Below are 21,380 nucleotides of genomic sequence, written 5' to 3'. Positions count from 1 at the left end.
CTATTATTCTTTTCATAAACGAAAATTAGCCCCATCAAAATCCCTAAAAGACTACATTACGCAAAGCAATTATTGACTGTTGTGAAACCCAATTTTAACCTTAAAAAAAAATGAAAAACTGGCTAAAAAATTATCGCTGGCATATTATTGCATGGGCTACTTTCATTCTTTATGAATATATACTGATCTCATTGATCCTTAAAATAAATGCCACTTTATTAAGCTATTGCATTCACTACATTATCAATATAACACTCTTCTATATCCATGCCGAATTGGTATTAGGAAAAAGTTTAAAATCAAACAGACCTATTTATTTAAGGATAATTATATTAACAATAGTTGAAGTATGTTTGTATACTATTATCGCGTACCTCACAGATCGATCCCTTTCAAAAACAACAATAGTTCCTATTGATAAGCTCACGGTTACAGACTGGAAATTTATGTCTTCAACACTGTGGCGGGGAATCTACTTCATGTTATTCTCAACAGCTTACTATTTTATTAAAAGTTATATCCACCAGAAACATCGGGCAACCAAACTGGAAAAAGAAGCAATTGAAGAAATGTTGAAGCAAAAGCAAATAACGCTTGAACTGGCTAATGCTAAAAATGCCTATCTCAAAGCTCAAATAAATCCACATTTCTTGTTCAATACTTTAACCTATATATATAACAGTACGCATAAGAGTGAACCCCGGGCTGCAGAAGCCGTGCGATACCTTTCAAAACTGATGCGTTACGCTTTGGAGTGCGAACATGGTCCGGAAATTATGCCACTGGAAGCAGAGATCCGCCAAGTCGAAAACCTTCTTCAGCTTAGCAGAATAAAGCAGCCTGACTTATTTATAGATTTTAGTTATGACCAGAAAATCGAATCGACCGAGATCATTCCATTACTATTACTTAGCCTAACCGAAAATATGGTTAAACATGGTAACCTCAGCCAGCCGGAAGATCCTGGAAAAATTATGGTAAAGTTGTATGGAGGGCAGTTTAGCATTCAAACAAGTAACCTGATTAACACAGGTCTCAACGATACAGGTTTCCATACAGGCCTTGAAAATATCCGGCAAAGGCTGCTCCATACCTATGCAGACAGAGCAGAGATTTCTTCAGGAATGAAAGATAATTATTTTGAAGTGCTAATTACAATCAACCTGGAAGAAGCTCATAAATTTATATAACACCCTGTCGATTTCATCATAAAAAACAAAAATAAGTTAGACTTATAAGTTAGTTACTTCAAAACCACGATAACTAAGCATTTCGGCATTATGCGAAACAATTAGGCGAAGTTTTAATCTTTCTATAATTTCTCTGGCTTGAGCAATATTCCTTTGCATATCGTTTATTCCCCTGATTTCGATCCCACCCGACATTAGTTTAAATTTACTGGGCTCAAACTTATCGATAAACTGCTGTAGATCTGGGCTAACCTTTATCTGACTGTTTTGCATCATTAATGTTAATTCTTTGGCCGCAAAGCAACACAAAGCGTTTTAACTTATCAGTACTTTCATATTAACTTATTAAGAAATGTTCAATCGCAATTAAAGACTATTAAATTAATGTTGAAGCTATATTAAAATATGGTGTATTTAATTGCACTTGAACTGAAAATGCAATAAATTAGCTTAGAAATACAGCCGATCCATGGCTGATAGCGAACCACTTCCTAAAAAACAGATGATGCCCAATAATAAAGTATATCCGCTAAGCCTGCTGTTCCTGACACTTTTATTCAGCTCCATATCTGCAATAGCACAAATTGAACTCAAGGATAAAAAATATCACGTAGATACTAAAACATTTTCGCAAACCGATTCAGGTGCACTAAAGTTAGATATTTATTACAGTGGTAAAATAACAGAAACCAAGCCAACAGTGCTTTTTATATTTGGCGGAGGCTTTGTAATGGGCCACAGAGATAGCAAATTATTTGATCAATATTTTAACACTTTAATAGCGCATGGTTTTAAAGTGGTTTCTGTTGACTACAGACTAGGCCTTAAAGGAAAGAAATTTCCTAGTCCATTTAATACGTCTAACTTAAAAGCAGCTATTGATACGGCTACAACAGATGTTTTCGACGCAACGGCCTATCTGATCAAAAATGCAAAAGAACTCGGTATCGATACGGCTATGATTATCTTATCGGGATCAAGTGCGGGCGCTATTACTGCACTGCATGCCGATTATAACAAGCGTAATGCGACAGCACTATCTGCTAAACTTCCACAGCATTTTCAATACAAAGGTGTAATTTCTTTTGCCGGCGCAATTTTAAGTTATCAGGGCGCGCCAAAATATGCCATACCCCCAGCACCTACCATGCTTTTCCATGGCACAGCCGATAAACTTGTACCCTATAATAAAGTGCGATTGCTGAACAGGGGCTTTTTTGGTTCCAAATACCTTGCACGCACCTTCAGAAAAAACGGATATCCATATTACTTTCAGTATGTGCAAGGTATGGGACATGAAATAGCCGGCTCACCAATGGTTGAAAACCTGCCAGATATTTTGTGGTTTATAGAAAATTACATCATTAAACAAAAACACTACTTTATGGAAGTAGACTTTAAAGATGCCGACAAAAAACCCACTTTTAGCATCCCACCGGCTTTGAAAAAGAGATAGCGCAAATCGCATAGTTTCCGCTATTTTTCCAGTTCTCCGTTAAATTAGTAAATAAAAAGAGGCTTTACTAAAGTTAACGATCTCTTTATCTTAACACATTAGTTTTCTTGCTCTCCGGCCTCGCTGGTGAGTATTCTTTCCATTTCTATCATCATCTGCTCGGCCAGGCGTTGTTTAGCTTGCAATTTCGACAGGTAAGCATCGGCAAATGTTACTTCAAGTTCATCCATGATAAAGGCATATTTTGCCTTAAGTTCTATAAGATCAATCTGAAGCTTCTTGGAAAGATTTTGCATAGTACAAAGCTAAAAAAAGAGAGGCTTTAATTTCGGATAAAGATGTTATTTTTCTTTTTTTAAAAAAATACACCAAATAGACAATCACCATAAAACAATCTCCTAATTCTTTCGTTTATAAATTAATTCCGGCGTGGTTTCCGGAATAGATTTGTTTGGTTAGTTGATTAGGGATCACTCCCAAAGTGAATCCCTTTTCTTTTTTAACAAGCTTTTTATTGTTTGAACGTAGTTTCCGGGTAATATTTTCTAAATTGAACCTATCAAACCGATTACAATGGAAGAAATAAGATGGGGCATTATTGGCTGTGGAGATGTGACTGAAGTAAAAAGCGGACCAGCTTTTAATAAAGTTGCCAATTCTAAATTGGTAGCAGTAATGCGCCGCGATGGTGCCAGAGCTGCTGATTATGCAAAACGGCACCATGTTCCAAAATGGTATGATGATGCTGCTCAACTGATTAACGATCCGGAGGTTAATGCCATTTACATTGCTACCCCACCCCTACAGCACGAAGCTTACACCATTGAGGCCTTAAAAGCTGGCAAGCCGGTATATGTAGAAAAACCCATGACTTTAGATGCCGATGCTGCTCAACGCATGACTGATGCAGCCAACAAATTAAAGGTGAAGCTTTGCGTAGCTCATTACCGCCGTGCCCAACCCATGTTCTTAAAAGTTAAAGAATTACTGGCTACACATACCATTGGCGATGTTCGTTTAGTGCGGTTAAAAATGCTCCAGTCGCCCAACCCCGCACTAATTGCCAAAACAGCCGATAATTGGCGGATTAATCCAGCCATTTCTGGTGGTGGTTTGTTCCATGATCTGGCTCCACATCAGTTGGATCTGATGACTTACTATTTCGACGCTGTAAAAAATGCCATGGGCATGGCTACCAGACAACAGGAAAACACTGAAGTTGATGATCTGGTTACAGGAAATATCCTTTTCGAAAATGGGGTTCTTTTCAGTGGTACCTGGTGTTTCTCTGTTGCCCCACAAGATCAAGCTGATGTATGCGTGATTTATGGCTCAAAAGGTCACATCAGTTTCCCGATGTTTGGCAATAAAATCACTGTTTCTACCAATGAAACAGAAGAATTTATATTCGAACCTTTGCAGCATGTGCAACAACCCATGATCGAAAAAGTAGTCGATTACTTTTTAGGCAAAGGACAAAATCCTTGCAGTGGTGAAGATGCTTTGATTACGATGAAATTAATGGATGATTTTACGGGGAAATAAACGATGAAAAGAACTACAATATTTATTGTTTTAGGTATTCAAATGCGGATTGAAAATCCGTAGAACAGAAGGTCAAGATCGCAGATCCTGACCAACTATTTCATATAATCCATCTTCCATTATACATCTGCCATTCTCTCCTACATCATCTTCTTAAACCCCTCCCATTGCACTTTCCAAGTTCCATCTTTCGGGAAACCTGGATTTGTTTCATTATTCCCGTCCCAGCCCGCGCACATTAAAGCCACGGCAGTAAGCAAGCCACCATTTCCAGGCAGATAAATACGCAGGCGATCGTCCTGGTAATTATGGCCGTTAATAAGGTAAGTATTCGTTTGTACAGGCATGAGCAAAGCATCGATAGCTTTTTCGGGCATGCCCAGGCGGGTAGCTGTCATGGCTGTCATCGGGAAATCCCAGCCCCAGGTATCATTCCAACTCCAATCTTTCACAAACCAGATCAAAAGTTTTGCGCATGGTTGCTTTGTTTAACAGATTGGTTTCTGGCAACATGCCAAATGCGCCCAATACCGAAGGATGATCTGTTTTATATTCGGGATTGGTGTAAGAATCAGGTGCACTTTCTGCCGCCAGGTACACGCCATTTTGTACAGGTAGAGGTGATAATTTAGTCATCACCTCATCCCATTTTGGGTTTCGTGGCAAGCCCAAACGCAAACGCCATTCTTGAGCGGTCTTTAGTCCCCACTCCCAGTAAGCTAATTCATAGGTGGGATTAAATGTTGTTTCTGCCTTAAAACGCTCTTGTGCCGGAATTAACCCAGGCCCAAGCACATAACAGCCTTTTGCAGCATCGAAATGAGCAAAAGAAGCCATAAAATCGGCAGTTTGAAACACAAGCTCTTTATATTTTTGCAATACCTTTTCATCTTGATTTGCCCGATACTCCAATTCGGCAAAGGTAATGAGATGTGGCTGTTGCCAGATCAGCATGGCACCGATTGATGAAGGACTTTCATTGCCTTTGTTATCGGTCATTTTTTGCCAGCGCAGGCCATCAAATCCCTGTATCTGTGCAATTTTTTTGGCTTTATCGGCAACTTTAAAATACCAATCGGTACTCCGGTTTAACAACTCAGGCCTGCCCCATAATGCATAGTGAACCCCGTGCCACCAGTGCATTTCGAGGTGTGGTTTACCAAACCAGCTGTTATAGGTTAATCCTGTTTCTTGTGGAGGAAAATCGCCCGAACATTGTATTTTGGTAAGGTATTCGGAAAGGATAATCCTCCGTTCGAGTTCAAATGCACGTTTATCGGTACTTCCGGTAAAATCGACCGCAGCACCGCTCATCCAAAAGGCTTTCCATTGCTCCTGACTGTTTTGCTGGCTAAGTGCAAAAGAAGGAATAGCCTGAGTGCTTTTCTGCTGTGAAAAAAGGCAGCTGAAGCTAAACTGTTGATTAGCTTTATTGGGTGTAATGGTAAAATAATGTGTCTGTTTTTCTGTCAATTGTGCCTTTCCTTTCCACGAAAAGGAAGTATAATAAACAGCCGAATCAATCTGACGTTTAATTACCGCACCATCAGCACTTTGCCCGATCAATTGCGAAAGGTGTTTGTTATTATTGGCCCAGTTATTCCCCACATCGGCCCATTCACCTGTGGCTGCAGGATATCGGATTCTGATTTTTAAACGCCCGGCCTCAATTAAAGGTGATGAAACCGATGCGCTGATCAGATCCAGATCCTGATGCCCAACAGTAGTTACTTCAACAGGAATTCCTTCTACAGTAAAACTACTCTTAATTTCACCCGTCCAGGGGTTTAGGCTTTGGTTAATATTTTTAATATCGTTGGCTTTGGCCAACTGTCCGTTCTTTTTAACCAGATCGAAACCGATATTTCCCAACTGTAAACGGTGTACATTCTGGCGGAAATAGTTGGTAGCGGCCTTGGCCCTAAGCGGTGAGTTCAATTGTACCGTATAAGGTATTTTTCGTCCGTATTGATCGTAATATTTATAGGCTTCGGTAATGTGAAATTTCCCTTCATTTTTGTATGATCCCCAGCCCCATTGCGATTGTGTACCCAGTGGCACCCCTTTGGCGTAACGATCGGGAAAACTTTGCAACCCTGTGGCATCAACAGTAAAGGCAAAACGACCATTCCCGACAGATAAGGAAGAAAGGGAGTCTATTTTTTTCACCACAATGGTATGTCGCGTTACCAGCGCTTCCCGGTTTATCTGTGCAAAAACAGTTTCACTGGTAAAAAGCACAACGAAGAGCATCAAGAGCTTAAATTGATTTTTGATTTTACACATAGCACTTATTTTACTAAATCATTTAAATATTGTTCCAGGTTGCTATAGCCATTTGCATTAATTTTCTGTGCATCAGTAGCCTCTTTCGGGTTTAAGCGTTTTGATTTTTCCCAAGCATCTGGAATTCCATCCTGATCTGCATCTTTTATAGCCGATTTCGCCAATTTTGTTTGCGGTTGCCCACCGGCATCAGCCTCGGTTTTAAATATGGCACCTTTTGTACCTATACTTTTTAAATAGCCCATAATGCGGAGATCTACTGCATCTCTCTTTAATGAAGAACCCGCTTCTGCCAAAACTGTTTGATAAGCTTTTTCGGCCGTGCTTATTTTAACACTGCTTTTTGGCAGAAGTGAAGGTTCTTTGAGAAGCGTAGCCATTTCTTTGACAAAGTCTTCATCAGTAATGAGACGGCCATTTAGTTTTCCGTCCTTGTTAAGGTCGGTATAATTATCGCGGTGGTAAACATGGTCTGTTTTGCTGAACATGCTCAAAAAACTATCGGTAGAACTTGGTCCTGAAATAAAGTAATTACCTACCAGATCCTGATAATGATCGGCGCTTGAGTGTCCCCCGACAAAACCACTCTTGCCCCAGTTGTATACCACATTGTTGATAAATTCTATTTTGGCTTTCGCCTTTGGGTTGCGACTCTGGTTGCCTTCAAACAAACAATGGTGCATGGTTACATATTCCGGCACCTCTAACAGGGCACCAAAACGTTGTGGATCTATACTTTCGGCAACCACGCAATACTGTAAGGTTACGTTTTTGCTTTTTTTAATGTGCAGGTTATCCCAGCGTCCCCATTCGATCGAAACATGATCGAAAATGATATCGTTCAGATCGTCAGCGACCACCGTACATGAACCTTTAGACATGTTGATGCTGCCCCTAAAACGGACATAACGCACAATGGTTGAATCTTTAAAAGACACACTATTGCCATAAATGGTGATCCCTTCTTTTGGAGCGGTTTGTCCGGCAATGGTAATCCTTGGAGATACAGCAATTTTGCCACCGATCTTGATTACCCCCGAAACATCAAATACAACCGTTCGGCCCGGTTTGCTCACTGCATCTCTAAAAGAACCTTCGCCAGTATCATTCAGGTTGGTTACATGGTACACGCTTCCCCCTCGGCCGCCAGTGGCAAAACGGCCAAAACCTTCTGCTCCTGGAAAAGCCAGTTGCTGGGCCTGGGCTGTATAAGCTGTTATGCCCAAAAACAGGACACCTAATATTCTTTTAAAACACTTTTGTACAATTGGATTGATCATCAACTGACCGGATTTCTTTCTATTTAACATTTGGTAGATTTTAATTGCAATTTTATATAGTAGGATAAATTAAGGAATGTCACTAACTGAAGGAGAAATCAAAAAAGATTGTCACCCAAGGATTAGAATTTTCAGATAGATCGAAGTGGGAATCACATTTCCATAGCATAGCGTCATTCCCAACTTGATTGGGAATCTTAATGCTTTAACTAAATTTGCATGGAGCTTTAAGATTCCCGCCTGCGCGAGAATGACGACCCCTCTTTGGAATCTGTCATTGATAGCCTGTCGAAAGGTTTTTTCGATTTTGACTACAAAAAGGTCTTCGACTACTTGTCCCGATTTTTCGCGAAGCTCAGACTGACAACTGTTATGTTTAATTAATGTCATTGATGATGTATCTTATTTTAATTTAAAAGGTAAATACCAGTTTTCTTTGTTGGCTAAGCGCGATCGTACTAACGAGGCTGATGCGCCATCGCCTGCGGCTTCGAACTTGGCGGCTATTTTATTGGCCAGGTAATTGGGATCGGTGGCTTGTCTGCGCAAAGCGATGCGTAGCAGATCTTGCCATCGGTAACCTTCATATGCGGTTTCTAGGGCTTCTTCCTGCATAATCCGGTCTTCTACTTCAACAATAGTATTCGCTATTGTAATGGGATAATCTTGATTTACCGCACGACCTCTGATGCCCGAATTGCGGTACCAATTGCCCCTGATGGTTCCCCCATCCCCATTAAAATCGAATGGATAAGTATCAGGGACACCATTATAGAGTGCTTTGGTTCCAAAGGCGGTTTTAATCCCGCTGTTAATTAACGCTCCGGCCAAAACCTTGCGGTCTAAACGGTTTGCTGCTTCTGCATAACGCAGGTGTAATATGGCCGCACGGTAAATCACCCAAACCCCTGTTTTATCAAATGGCGTGCTCAGGCTGTAATTCTGGGAATATTTCAGTACCTCGGGTTCAATGCCATTAACCAATCGGTACGACATATCCAAACCTCTTCTATCGGTTAAACTGCCATCTAAACGGGTCTGATTGTTCCAGTTGCTGATTGATAAAGCCGAAGGTTTAACCAGGTAATCGCCTGATTTGGAGAAAAGGGTAAACAAAGGATTACCCGGCGAAAAGTTGCTGCTAAAAGGCAATGTCCACATCCGCTCCCAGTTGGCAATACGATCGGCTAATGGCGCCGAAAAGATTTTGGTCCAGGGGTTAAGTACGGCAGTTGTTTTTAAAGAGTGATCCTGCGAGTTATCGTCGCCAACACGGTAGGTATCGTACAGATCAATCTGCTGATCGCTTCCTGTACTCGAATTGGTGCCCGTTTCCATCACATCTTTATAGTAACCCGCAGCCTTTAGATAGTTTCCTTTCCAAAGATTCAGATCACCGAGAAACGATCGGCGTTGGATAAAAAATTTAAAAACACCATCCTTAACGATGTATACATCCATTGGTAAAATGAGCGTTGGACTGGCAGCGGAAGTATTCTGGTTTAAGTACTCTCTTGGAGTTGCTTCTGTTTCAGCAATTAAACGGCTCAACAGATCTTCAAAAGAAAGTTTCGGAAATTTACTTTCATCCTGAAGGTCAGCTATGGTGGTTAAGGCATCGGTTACATAGGGCACACTGCCGTAATGGATGCCCAGTTGCAGGTATAACCAGCTGCGCAGAAACAGAATATCGGTATAACGTTGGTAATATTGCATGTTATCAAGCAATTTTTTCTCCCGCATGATGTTGAAGTTCTTCAATGCATCATTACAGTTGATAATTACCTCGTAAAAAGGTTTTGGATCTGCGTAGGAATTATCGGCTGCAACCGTTTGTGTGCCTAATTGTTTTAAATAATTATTGGCATTGGAGGTTACATCCAACAAATCGCCCCGTAACTCATTCAACAACATATATTTATCGGCGAGTTTCACAAACTTGCCGTAAATACCCAATACTGCAGCATCGGCATCGTATACATTCCTATAGGTTTGTGAGGCTTCCAGTGCATCTTCAGGTTCAATATCGAAAGCCTTTTTACACGATAGGATGCTGCTCAGCACCAGCACAAACAATAAACAGCTGGTAATGGTGATATATAAATTCTTATTCATATCAATATTTTTCTAAAATTACAAACCGATTCTAACGCCAAGGAACATCGATCTAAAGCTGGGTTCCAAACCTATATCTACGCCTCTGGCAAATACACTGCTTCCAGCACTAAACTCAGGGTCGTAACCCAAATAATTGCTTACCGTAAATAGGTTATTGGCAATGGCATAAACGGTGGCCGAACGGATAAAATTGGCTTTTATAGGCACATTAAAACTTAATGATATTGTTCTCAGCTTGAGGTAAGAGCCATCTTCAATCCAACGGTCAGAAAAACGGGCATTGCGCGATGGATCTCCCCAGGAAGCTCGTGGTATATCGGTTAACTGTCCATCCACCCGCCAGCGGTTTACTGCCGCAAGGCTTTGGTTGTTGTAACCGTTCATGCTTTCTAAAATAGCACGTGTGCTGTTGTAAATATCGTTGCCATAACTAAAGGTGAAAAGGGCATCTAAGGACCAGCGTTTGTAGCTAATTTTATTGCTATATGCGCCAATAAAATCTGCATTCGGATTACCAATTACCTGGTGGTCGCGCTCATCAATGATCTTGTCGCCATTTAAATCGGCAAATTTCATATCTCCACCCTGGAAAGGAATAAAAGCACCATCAGCAGTTTTATTGCTCAGGCCAGAAGCAACCGCCTCAGCATCGGAACTGTATACCCCATTGCTTTTATAACCATAGAATAAATTGGCTGCATCGCCGATCTGGGTGATGATGGTGGCTCCGCCATATTGTGTAAGCAACTGGGTATTGCCGCCCAGCTGACTGATCTTATTCCGGTTTAAACTATAAGTAAGTCCCATGTCCCATTTAAGATCCGTTTGGTTAATTAACCTGCCATTAATGGCCAGTTCAAAACCCCTATTGGTCATAGTGCCGCCATTACTTACTGCATAACTGAAACCTGTTGAAGTGAGTAATGGTTCGTAGATCAGCATATCGCTAACCTTGTTCTGGTACAGATCTAAGCTCAGGTTTAGTCTCTCCTTTAAGAAAGATACATCAACACCGGCATTTAATTTCGCATTGCGTTCCCATTTTAGGGCGGTATTGCCAATGTTGCCCCTAACCAGCCCTTGCCGACCTAAAAAATTCTGTGATACATAGTACGATTTAGCCGTATAGTTACCAATATCATCATTCCCTGTTAAACCATAACTGGCGCGTAATTTTAAGCTTTCTACAAAGTTGTTGTCCGCCATAAAACTTTCCGACGAGATGAGCCATGAAGCAGCAAGAGATGGCATAACCGCCATTTTTACGCCATTAAAATCCAGCACATCGGGTATATCTTTTCCAAAGCGGGAAGACGCGTCGGCGGCGATATTAAAGGATAGGAAGTACTTGTTATAGGCTTCGTAATTCACATTGAAATAGTTGTTTAGCCAGTTCCACTTGCCTAAGGAGCCACCAACCACGCGAAGGGTACTCTGTGTACCCCCAAGGGTTACAAAATCATCGCTGGCAGTATTAAAACTGGCCCCGTTATCTACCTCGGCGCTGCTGTGCTGCAACCTGAAACCAAGATTTCCACTCAATTTGCTCACCTCGTTCAAATCTTTGCTGTACGATACCCAGGTATCGGTATTAACCGTGAATAAACGTTGTACCCCTGCTGCCGCTTTATTGTAACCAACGGCAGTAGGCAATAAAACCGGCGCGATACCAAGCATAGGCGTAAAATAGTTTTCGCGTACTTTATCGTAGGTAATCCCTACCATGGTATTGGCTTTAAAAGATTTATTAAACTCATAGTTAAAACCGATGGAGCCCGAAAAACGGTAACTGCGGTTGAGCGCCTGGATATTTTTGACCGCCGCACTCGGATTACTCGTACCAAATATATCGGTATTGGCAAGGTTTGGCGATTGGATACCTGTTTCAGATAACTCGAAAGGCGAAAGAAAAGGCGCCTTAACTAAGGCGAGATATAAGGGATTTGTGGCATAAGCCTGTCCTTGGTCTCTTAGGTTCTGCTCACTTCTGGTAAAGGCAAGGTTAACCTGCGATTTTAACTTAGCTGAAAGGTTTAGATTGGCATTAAAACGGGTTTGATAACGGGTTAAATTGGTGCTATCGGTTAAACCGTCGTTATTTAAGTAGCCAAGCGATAAAGCATAAGTAGCCACATCATCCCCTCCGGTTACTTTTAGGTAATAATCCTGACTGATGCCACTGCTCATTACCTGATCCTGCCAATTGGTGTTCTGATGATAGTTATAGTAACCTGGATTAGGGTTATCGTTCATGTAAGGTTCGGCTTTAATCAGCGCATCGGTCATGCCCGGTTTGGTTTTAAGCAAATCGGACAAGAAAATGCGGTAGTTATCGGCTTCCATTACTGGCAACTGACTTACCGTTCCATTGTAACCGCCATATGTAGAAAAATCCAAACGGGTGGCCACATCTTTAGCACGTCCGGTGGTAATCATTAAAACCCCATTGGCACCTTTTGTTCCGTAAAGGGATGCGCCATCTTTAATCAGCGTAATGTTATCAATGTCTTTGAGGTCGATATTGGCCAGGCGGTTATTCTGGTGACCCGAAATAATAGAACTTCCATAAGTATTCACATCGTAAATCACACCATCAACCACAATTAAAGGTTGGTTCGCAGCGTATAAAGAATTGTATCCTCGTAAGTAAAGATCAGCACCAATATCGGATGTACCCGATTTTTTGATGGCCTCCAGACCTGCTATTTTGCCTTGCAGATAAGAATCTGGTGTTTCGCTGGCACGCTCCCAGCTTCCGTTCAGGTTAACTGTAGTTACCGAGTAAGGTGTGCGGTTTTTTAATACCGTACCAAATGGCACTGTGGCAGCATCGTAAATCGAAATATAACGTTCTTCAAATAAAGCGATTTTGCTGATCATTTTACGTCCTTTAAGGGCTTCTTCTTTCGATTGGTAACCCTGGCCAGAAATCACCAATACGGCATTGTAGTTGGGTACACCAATCTTAAAATTTCCCTTTTCATCAGTAAGTGCAGCCGCATAGCCCGCTACCGAAACACTAATACCTGGCAATGGCTTTTTACTCGATGCGCCAATTACCACACCACTCACCTGTGGTCCGGTTGGCCGCTTAAATTTAATTACCGTGGCACTTACCGAATCTTTCTCCTGAGCCAGCAAAGGTTTGCCCATTACAAAGAACAGTAAGCAGAGTAAAATTCCTTTGATCAGCTTTTTTGTATAGTTGTACATAAATCTTTTTGAGGGCTAGTTAACTGGTTTTAATTTGATATAATCTAAAGAAAGGGCTGTTGGTGCAGTACTCGAAGCCGCTAAAGATGAAGCGAGAAAAGTATACAGCGTTCCATAAGTATCGGCCGTATAAGTGCCCAGATACACTTCTTTATAGGTATTGCGGTAAGCATCACTGTCTTGCGCCAGTCCAATTAGGGATGGAACAGTGTGGTACCCTACCGTAGCCAGTGGAAAAAGTACACTCCCGAAACTCTTGTTGGTATTAAAATCTACTTTCATGCTGATCGGCGCCACCAGAATATCGTTTATCACCCTCCAGTACACTTCGTATTTTACCGAATTAACCGTCGATCTGTACCGGTAGAAATAAAGCGGACTCGGACTAGAGGTAATACTTCCTGTTTGCAGATCAGTGAAACGTTTGCCCTGCGGATCGCTTTTAATCCGTGCAAGCGGGTTGGATGGCACACGTAACGAATCAGGCATTTCGCCCTGGATGATAACGGTTGGAATTTTATTCTCCATTAGTTTATAACCGATGCTATTTACCACGTAGGCAATACCGTTGCTTAATACACGGGTTTCTACAATTGCACGTTTATCTAAATGGATTTTCACCCCGGTAACCGTGGTCATCGAATCGGGTAACTCGTTTAATCTGTATACCTTATTTACCACCAAATCTCTCACAACACTCCATTTAGTAAGGGTATCGGCGTAAAGAGCATTGGCATGTTTGTTATAGGTAGCCAGTTTATTTTGTTCGGCGGTAAAGGCCATATTATTTAAAATGATATAAGTCATCAAGCTATCTTCGCTGCTGATGTTGGAAATACGCTGAAAATACCTGTTTCTGATTACCTTGAAGGTTGTGCCCTCCTGGTAAACGCCTTTAGTGGTTACAGGATCTTTATACAACAGCACACCTTTGCTCGTATCTACTTCCTCTTGTTCCTGGCTTTTAATAAAGTCTTTCTGCAAACTGGCCACACCGAGACTCTGTAAAAATTCCCAGGCATTGGCTTTGGGCATTGATGCGGCATTTATGGTATGTAATACACCGTTTTTCACGTAAATATCGGCGGAGCTAATATTTGCTTCTTCGAAAGTGGTTTTGGTGAAAATGGTATTCTTGCCATTCAGCATCCTGATGACCAATAATGGTTTAGGCGAGGTGGTAAAATAGCTTTGGTTAGCGATATAATTACCTACAAGCCGTTTCAGGGCCGCAGTATCATTTACAATAGTGGCATCGATACTTTTCAGTGCCTCGTTGCTGGGTGCCCATACCGTAAACGATTTAGACGATTTGAGCACGGCATCATAACCTGTTTTTACCACGTACGAAGTAAAGGTACTCAGGTTCGCATCATTGCTGATCTGCTCAAAAAGGGTTCGGTCTAATCTATCAATATTGATCTCGGTATGGTCTTTCCAGGAGTCCTTACAGCCAGCGAAGGCTAAACAGGCGCATAGAAATAGCAAAACAAAATATCCTGGTTTAAAATCAATCATTTCGGTTGGTATAATTTTTTAAATTTTATTTAATTCCTCTCTTATGGGGGAGGATCATAATCGTTGTCAGTCTGAGCTTGTCGAAGACTTCTCAATAGTCCAAAACAAAAAGCATCTGTCCTTCGACAAGCTCAGGATGACAATATTTTTTATTATATTCTCTTAAGCAATCGCAGTAGAATTGTGGTATTTTCATTATGGCCTAAGTATTTTAGATCCATCAACATTATATTTCCAGTACTGCTGATCGTCGTTAACCGGAATAATGTGGATCATATCGACATTGTTAGTGGCCTGCGAACCGTTTATGGCTTTTAAACGCAACCAATAACGACCTGTTTGTGGCAGATCGGCAATACCAACCAGCTTCCCGATCTGTGCGCCTGCTGTGTTTAACATATAGGTTTTAAAACCTACAGCCTCTTCTGCATCGGCATCAATTACGGTTACCCCATTTACTACTTTGTTTATTCCCGGGCGTTTTACCGTAAAGTTTAAAATGCGCGAATTTGATAAAGCAGCCCTATCGGTAGTGCCATCCAAGCCAATACTGGCCTGCACCTCGGTAGTGGTATTCGATTCGGCCTGTGCGTAAATACACACCCAGATTTTATATTTTCCTTTAATCAGCAAAGGCGTTCTAAACTCTACCCATTCTGCAGTATTAGACGTTCCGCCTGTAGCCAGCGGAATCACCAAAATATCTTTGTTGTAGGAGTTGGTTGAAGTTCCGGCACTGCCATATCTGTAGATCAGCGATTTGGTCGGGTCTTTTCCTTCTTCCCTTCCCGAGAATTTAATTTCGGTTAAAGCAGCCGCTTCATCTCCTGTAAAAAAGTAATTATTCTTCTTATAGTACTGTGTATTCTTCAACATTTCGGGGAAAGCACATACATCAAAATCAACGCGAAAAGGTGCACGAACCTTGATATCGAAATGTGCAGAAGGTTGATGCACTACCCCATTGCTGGCTGTAATATCACTTTTACCGCGAAGGAGTGAAAAACCTGGCTCGTAAATACCATTAAAGGTATCATCGTTCATCAACACCGTTTCGCCAGATAATTTTGAGGTTAAAACCTCCAATGGCGCCAGGGTATTGTGGGCACTTGCCGTAATGATATCGGCTAAATATTTGGCGTCGTACAAAATGTGATAATTTAAGAAAAGCTGTAAGCCATCTGTAGGCTGTGTCACATTTCCTGTAGTCGAATATTTAGCTTTTAAAGCGGCATAACTGTTAATGCCTGCAGCGGCTAATGTGGCGTTACTCTCTGGAATTACCGTCAAAAACTTCTGCTTTTCATCTGGATTATTAGCAGGCAGAATATTCAGTTTATCAAAGAGACCGCTTTCTCTCAAAGCCTCAGTAAAAATTGAATAATCAGGGTTTGCAGCAATGGTTTGCGCAACGGTTAAGGTGGCCGGCGTTAAAACATGATCGATACTGTGGATCAAGCCATTGCCCACTGAAATATTAGGTTGGATTACACTTGCCTGCCTGTTGATGCGGATTTTAGTTACGCCCGAAATCAATTCAGAAGAGGTGGTTAAATATTGACCGTACATGGTCAGATCGAACAGTTTACCATCAGTAAACCTCGATGTTGGAATAGAATCTTCGAGCAGGTGCAAACGGATAAAACTCTTCCAATCGGCAGCTGCAATATCGCCTACTGCACTTTTACCTTTACTTTGCAGGTACGCTTTAATCGCCTCGTTGGTTGGTGCAAAAAGGGTATAAGATCCATATGCATTTAAAAAAGATGCTGTTTCGGAGATTTCGAGGATCTTTGATAACTCTGAAAACTGATCAGGGTGATCACTCAGGTATTGAGTCATGTTCACCACATTTGATGTACCCTGTACCACCGAATCTTTGCGGCAGGCCCAAAGACACATAAATAAACTGCATAATCCCAGCAGCACTATTTTAACATTCTGTTTCATAGCTTTATTTTTTTGGTTAGCAATTATTGATAAAATGGATTTTGAACAAGCGCATTGTTTGTTTGCAACTCATACGAGTAGATCGGAAAATAATGGCTCCTGTGATCTCTGTATTTATTGATTACGGTTTGCTGTTTACTCGGTTGTGCACTTGCTGAAACGATATCGATCAACAGTTTTTCGTTTGCATAATTATTCCTTTTGGCATTGCGCAGAATATCATACCAGCGTTTGCCTTCGAAAGCAAATTCGCGTGCACGTTCTTCAAATACATATTGCGAAACATTGGCTGTTAGTGCAGGATCGGGTATTTCGATAAATTTATCAGCAACAAAAGTCTGCGCATTTCGGGCGGCCCTGATTCGGCCTACCAATTCAATAGCCTGACTGCCATTGGCACTATTTCCCGGCGCCAACCAGGTTAAAGCTTCAGCTTTCATTAACAATACATCCGAATAACGGTAAACAAACCAATGGGTAAAGGAGGTGGCGGCTGTTCTAAAATTGGTAAACTTGCAGATGGCAGAGTTGGCCTCAAACATTGAGGTGCCGTTACCACGGATATCTTTATTATTTAAATTGGCTAAATCGGTTCCAAAGAGTCCACCTTCTGCAATCCAATCAGCAGCTCTGAATTCTCTTCCGGTGATACCAAACATCGGTGCAAAAGGATTGAGTTTCTGATTATCAAACTGAAATTCAAAAATGCCTTCTACCGAATTTCCGTTAAGGTATACGGTATTGTAATAATCGGTTTGTTGGGTACCATTAGGTAGTAACCTGTATTTACCTGATTCGATGACCTTGTTGCAGGCATCGATACTTTTCTGGTATTCTTCGTTCCATAAATAAGCATCGGCCAATGCAGTATAAGCGGAGAATTTGGTCATTCTGCCCCGATCTTCGGCCATACTTCCATAGGTTACCTGTCCGTTTTCGCTTCCAAACAAGAGGTCTTTTATCACCTGCTGGTACACTTCCTGCTGGCTGTTTTTGGCAATCGCACCAATCTGCGAATCGTTATAAGTAGGTTCGAGTTTGAGCGGCACTTCGCCAAAAGACCTTAACAGATAGAAATACATCAACCCACGCAAAGCATGTGCTTCGGCCAGGTAGCTATTTAATGCCGTTTGGGTTAAAGTTTTATCTTTATTGAGTACCTCTGGGGCAAATTTGATTACCGTATTGCAGTAATTAATGGTTTTGTACACCGCCTCCCAGTTTACCAAAGTATTGGTTGAGGCAATTTGAGTACGCATAATATCAAATTCGTCTCTCAGCAATCCGCTTAGTTTCGATTCGTCATCATCAGAAGATATTTCTAAACCGGGTACCACCATATCGGCACGGAGCTCGCCCCAGATGAAAAGGTATTTGGCCAATGGTGTGGTGCTTCCACCCAACAATGAGGCATAACAGCCCATTACCGCAGCATCTAACTGTTCTTTAGTTTGCCAGTATTCATCGCGGATTAAACCATCCTGTGGCTTTAGATCCAACCATTTCTTACACGAAGTTCCAAAAACACTTACCAGTGTGATAAAAACCAATAGGGTATATTTAATTTTTCTGTTCATGGCTAATCAATTAAAGTCCAAGGGTTAAACCCATCGTAAAAGTTTTTGATGGCGGCGTAAGCGAACCATCGGCAGCGTAAGAAAAAGGATTGCTGCTCCCTACAGAGGTTACGTCAGGGTCTTGTCCGGTGTATTTAGTCCAGGTATATAAATTTTGTCCGGTTACATAAATGCTGGCACTTTTTACACCGACCCTCCTAAGCATATTCTGGGTAAAGTTGTAACGTACCGTAACCGAACTCAGGCGGATAAATGAAGCATCTTCTACGTAACGGTCAGATCCTAACCAGTTATAACCCACGCCATATAAAGCACGTGGCATATCGGTTACATCACCAGGGTTTCTCCAGCGTCTTAAAACCGCAGTACTCTGGTTATTAACCCCATACATATTAGTGGTAGTGATTTTAGCCGTGTTTACGATGTCGTAACCATAGCGGTAGCTAAAAAATGCCTGAACTTTAAGGTTACCATTAAAAGTTACACTTGGCCCGAAACCGCCTGTAAACTTTGGCACCGAATTACCCAGGTACACCATGTCTTTTTCATCAATATTTCCATCGTGGTTAATGTCTTCATATATGGCATCGCCCGGCTGAAATACATAATCAACTGTTGGGTAATTGTAACGCATGTAAATCGTCTGGCCATTTGGGCCCACAATTTCCTTCCCGTTCTGGTCTCTGGCAATCGTGGCATCAGCATCTTTATACACGCCTTTGTATTTAAACCCATAATAAGATCCGAAAGGATTGCCGATAATGAGGAACGATTTATACTCGCCCTGATCTGGAAGCCCTACAGAACTTTCTCTTGGATAGAACTCTGAAATGGACTGGATAGAATTGATGTTTCTAGAAATATTAAAATCAAAATTTACGATCCATTTTTTTGTTTTAACAGGTGTGGTACTGATCCCGATTTCCCAGCCATCGTTGTTCATGGTACCGATGTTCATATCAATGGCATTGTAACCGGTAGTGGCGGCAATCCGGAGATCATTGTAGAACATATTTTTAGTGGTGTTCTGGTAAATTTCCGCATCAATTTTAACGCGGCTATCGAACAGCCATAAGTTGAAACCAAGATTCTTACCTACAACGGTTTCCCATTTTAACCGCGAAAGTTCGATGTTTGAAGGATACACTGCGGCCCTACCAGCATACGACCATGCAAAAGGGGTATAATTGTTAAAATAGGCATAATTGCTGCCCGGTGCTTTTCCACTTGCACCATAACTAAGGCGTAAACTTAAATCATCAATGAAAGTGAAATTTTTCATAAAAGGTTCACCAGAAATTCTCCAACGGGTAGAAATCCCAGGAAAAAGACCAAAACGGTTATCTGGCGAGAATTTGGAGTTACCATCTACCCTACCATTCATGTTGATGATGTAACGGTCCAGAAACTCATATTGCGCTTGTAATAATACCCCTACACTCCTGGATTGTGCCTGACTGGAGTTTAACCCCAGGCCAGTTCCATTGGTGATAGACGGATTAGAAGGATCCTGAAATTCAGAAGATGCTGTATTTGATGTAGTAACCGAATAAGAAGCCGATTTGGTGTCATTGGTCTGAAAAGACAGCAAGCCCTGAAGGTTATGCTTTTCGTTTAAATGCGGGCGATAGATTAAGTTAATTTTAGATTGGATATTATAGGAGTCTCCATCAGCATCAGAAGCGCGGTTTACCGTAGTTTCGGTACTTGGCTGTCCGGTAGCTATCTGAGGTAGAAAGGTTTTCGATTTGGTATTGTTGATATCAAACTGAACATCTACGGTTGAAAATAAAACCGGTGAAATATCGTACTGAAGGTTAAATTTTGGTGTAATGCGCTCGCCGATTAAATGGCTTGCCCCTTCATTGGCCATCGCCAAAGGATTATAAGTTGCCTTATATTGGCCCTGGATATTGGAGATGGGTGAGAAATAGGCTGAAGTTTTATTCCCATATTCATCATACTCGTAATCAGACATATTCGGCATTTTGTTGATGGCCGTACTGCGCAAAGATTTATCGTAGTTGAGGTTATTATCCACGTGTGTATAGGTTACATCTGTTCTGAACCTCAACTTACTAGATACAATATAATCTAAATTGATTTTGGCTGTAATTCTTGATAAATCGGTACCTAAAGTGGTTCCGGTTTGCCCTAAATAGCCAACTGATGCATAATAGCGTGCTTTTTCTCCACCACCGCTCATCGAAATGTTATGGTCTTGTGTATAACCGTTTCGGGTAATCAGTTTTACCCAATCGGTATTATTGCTGTAATTGTAATAGTAATAGGCATCAGATGGATCGTATTGAAAGGCCTTATTTTGTCCGTTATTACCTAAAAAATCGAGCGGTAAACCTGTGGCATTCATTACCGCTTCGGGAATCAACATTGAGTATTGATCGCCAGTTAAAAACGGAATGGGATTAGGTTGCTGGGCCATCGAACCCTTAAAATTGTATGATACGATGGGTCTTCCCCTTTCGCCACGTTTGGTATTGATTAGCAATACGCCATTAGCTGCTCTCGAACCCCAAACTGCTGTAGATGCTGCATCTTTTAAAACAGTAATGTCTTTAATGTCGGATGGTGCAATATTTAAAAGCTGTGCATAACCTTGCTCATCTGCCGTTCCGAAGTTAAAATCAGAAGGGATTTCTGTTTCGTAAGGCATGCCATCGAGTACGATAAGCGGTTCAGCAGAGCCATTGATGGATGAAGTACCACGTATCCTGATCGACATACCTGCGCCCGGATCGCCCGATGTAGTACCAAAATCAACCCCAGATAAACGTCCGGCCAGAGCCTGATCAATTGAAGTTACCGCAAGCTCTTCTAAAGCTTTCCCGCTCACGGTTGCTGATGCAATGGTCGAATTACGCTCGGCAATGTTTAGTCCGGTTCCGTTATTCACCATTCTTTTTGCGGTTAACACTACTTCCTGCAAACTGTTCGAACTGGATTCGAGTGATACATTTATGGTTGTGCGGTTACTAATTACTCCTGCATTATGACTTTCATAACCGATAAACGAAACCACCAATTGATTTTTAGTATTGGTTACGCGCAGCGCAAAATTTCCGTTTATATCAGTACTTACCCCGGTAATAGTTCTTTTATTCTGATCTACCTCAATAACCGAGGCGCCAATAATTTCGAGCTTGTCTTTTTTATCGGTTACTTTTCCGCGCACGGTAACGGGCTGCTGTGCACGGATTGTCCCTGAATATCCCATGATTGTTAAAAT

14 protein-coding genes are annotated in these 21,380 nt (G+C 41.5%); 3 read left to right on the top strand and 11 right to left on the bottom strand.

The genetic code is table 11. The features are described 5' to 3' along the window. Positions 1-110 precede the first annotated feature (110 nt). Positions 111-1,190, top strand: a complete 1,080-nt coding sequence (locus tag QF042_RS10895) for a sensor histidine kinase (protein ID WP_307528167.1) — start codon at positions 111-113, stop codon at positions 1,188-1,190. A gap of 42 nt (positions 1,191-1,232) precedes the next feature. Here the strand turns inward: QF042_RS10895 and QF042_RS10890 are convergent, their stop codons facing one another. Then, entirely contained in the window at positions 1,233-1,466 is a 234-nt protein-coding gene (locus QF042_RS10890; RefSeq protein WP_307528165.1) for a hypothetical protein, read from the bottom strand. Positions 1,467-1,659: 193 nt separating this feature from the next. On the opposite strand from QF042_RS10890, the gene QF042_RS10885 reads away from it, so the two are divergent. After that, positions 1,660-2,646 carry an alpha/beta hydrolase gene (locus QF042_RS10885; RefSeq protein WP_307528163.1) on the top strand — a complete coding sequence of 329 codons (987 nt, stop codon included), beginning with the start codon at positions 1,660-1,662 and terminating at the stop codon, positions 2,644-2,646. A 98-nt stretch (positions 2,647-2,744) separates the two neighbouring features. On the opposite strand, the gene QF042_RS10880 is transcribed toward QF042_RS10885, so the two are convergent. Beyond that, positions 2,745-2,942 carry a hypothetical protein gene (locus tag QF042_RS10880; RefSeq protein WP_307528161.1) on the bottom strand — a complete coding sequence of 66 codons (198 nt, stop codon included), beginning with the start codon at positions 2,940-2,942 and terminating at the stop codon, positions 2,745-2,747. A gap of 277 nt (positions 2,943-3,219) precedes the next feature. Between QF042_RS10880 and QF042_RS10875 the strand changes: the two genes are divergently transcribed. After that, positions 3,220-4,191 carry a Gfo/Idh/MocA family protein gene (locus QF042_RS10875; protein ID WP_307528159.1) on the top strand — a complete coding sequence of 324 codons (972 nt, stop codon included), beginning with the start codon at positions 3,220-3,222 and terminating at the stop codon, positions 4,189-4,191. Positions 4,192-4,331: 140 nt separating this feature from the next. On the opposite strand, the gene QF042_RS10870 is transcribed toward QF042_RS10875, so the two are convergent. The 9 genes from QF042_RS10870 to QF042_RS10830 form a co-directional block, all read right to left on the bottom strand. Continuing rightward, entirely contained in the window at positions 4,332-4,643 is a 312-nt protein-coding gene (locus QF042_RS10870) for a hypothetical protein (protein ID WP_307528157.1), read from the bottom strand. Further along, entirely contained in the window at positions 4,621-6,477 is a 1,857-nt protein-coding gene (locus tag QF042_RS10865; RefSeq protein ID WP_307528155.1) for a hypothetical protein, read from the bottom strand. Before QF042_RS10865 ends, QF042_RS10870 begins: the two co-directional genes overlap by 23 nt. A gap of 5 nt (positions 6,478-6,482) precedes the next feature. Next, positions 6,483-7,787 carry a polysaccharide lyase family 1 protein gene (locus QF042_RS10860; RefSeq protein ID WP_307528153.1) on the bottom strand — a complete coding sequence of 435 codons (1,305 nt, stop codon included), beginning with the start codon at positions 7,785-7,787 and terminating at the stop codon, positions 6,483-6,485. A 372-nt stretch (positions 7,788-8,159) separates the two neighbouring features. After that, the gene (locus tag QF042_RS10855; RefSeq protein ID WP_307528151.1) at positions 8,160-9,872 is read right to left on the bottom strand and encodes a RagB/SusD family nutrient uptake outer membrane protein; all 1,713 of its coding nucleotides are present in this window, start codon (positions 9,870-9,872) and stop codon (positions 8,160-8,162) included. 18 nt (positions 9,873-9,890) lie between these two features. Continuing rightward, the gene (locus tag QF042_RS10850; protein ID WP_307528149.1) at positions 9,891-13,088 is read right to left on the bottom strand and encodes a SusC/RagA family TonB-linked outer membrane protein; all 3,198 of its coding nucleotides are present in this window, start codon (positions 13,086-13,088) and stop codon (positions 9,891-9,893) included. Positions 13,089-13,103: 15 nt separating this feature from the next. After that, positions 13,104-14,606, bottom strand: a complete 1,503-nt coding sequence (locus tag QF042_RS10845; RefSeq protein WP_307528147.1) for a fasciclin domain-containing protein — start codon at positions 14,604-14,606, stop codon at positions 13,104-13,106. 195 nt (positions 14,607-14,801) lie between these two features. Next, a complete protein-coding gene (locus QF042_RS10840) occupies positions 14,802-16,556 on the bottom strand; it encodes a fasciclin domain-containing protein (RefSeq protein ID WP_307528145.1) in 1,755 nt (584 codons plus the stop codon). Between the two features lie 23 nt (positions 16,557-16,579). Further along, positions 16,580-18,133, bottom strand: a complete 1,554-nt coding sequence (locus QF042_RS10835) for a RagB/SusD family nutrient uptake outer membrane protein (protein ID WP_307528143.1) — start codon at positions 18,131-18,133, stop codon at positions 16,580-16,582. A 10-nt stretch (positions 18,134-18,143) separates the two neighbouring features. Continuing rightward, positions 18,144-21,368 carry a SusC/RagA family TonB-linked outer membrane protein gene (locus QF042_RS10830; protein ID WP_307528141.1) on the bottom strand — a complete coding sequence of 1,075 codons (3,225 nt, stop codon included), beginning with the start codon at positions 21,366-21,368 and terminating at the stop codon, positions 18,144-18,146. Between the last annotated feature and the right edge of the window lie 12 nt (positions 21,369-21,380).

The organism is Pedobacter sp. W3I1 (genome assembly GCF_030816015.1).
In the GTDB taxonomy this organism is placed as follows: Bacteria; Bacteroidota; Bacteroidia; order Sphingobacteriales; family Sphingobacteriaceae; genus Pedobacter.
This window is presented reverse-complemented; position numbering and strand designations above follow the sequence as displayed.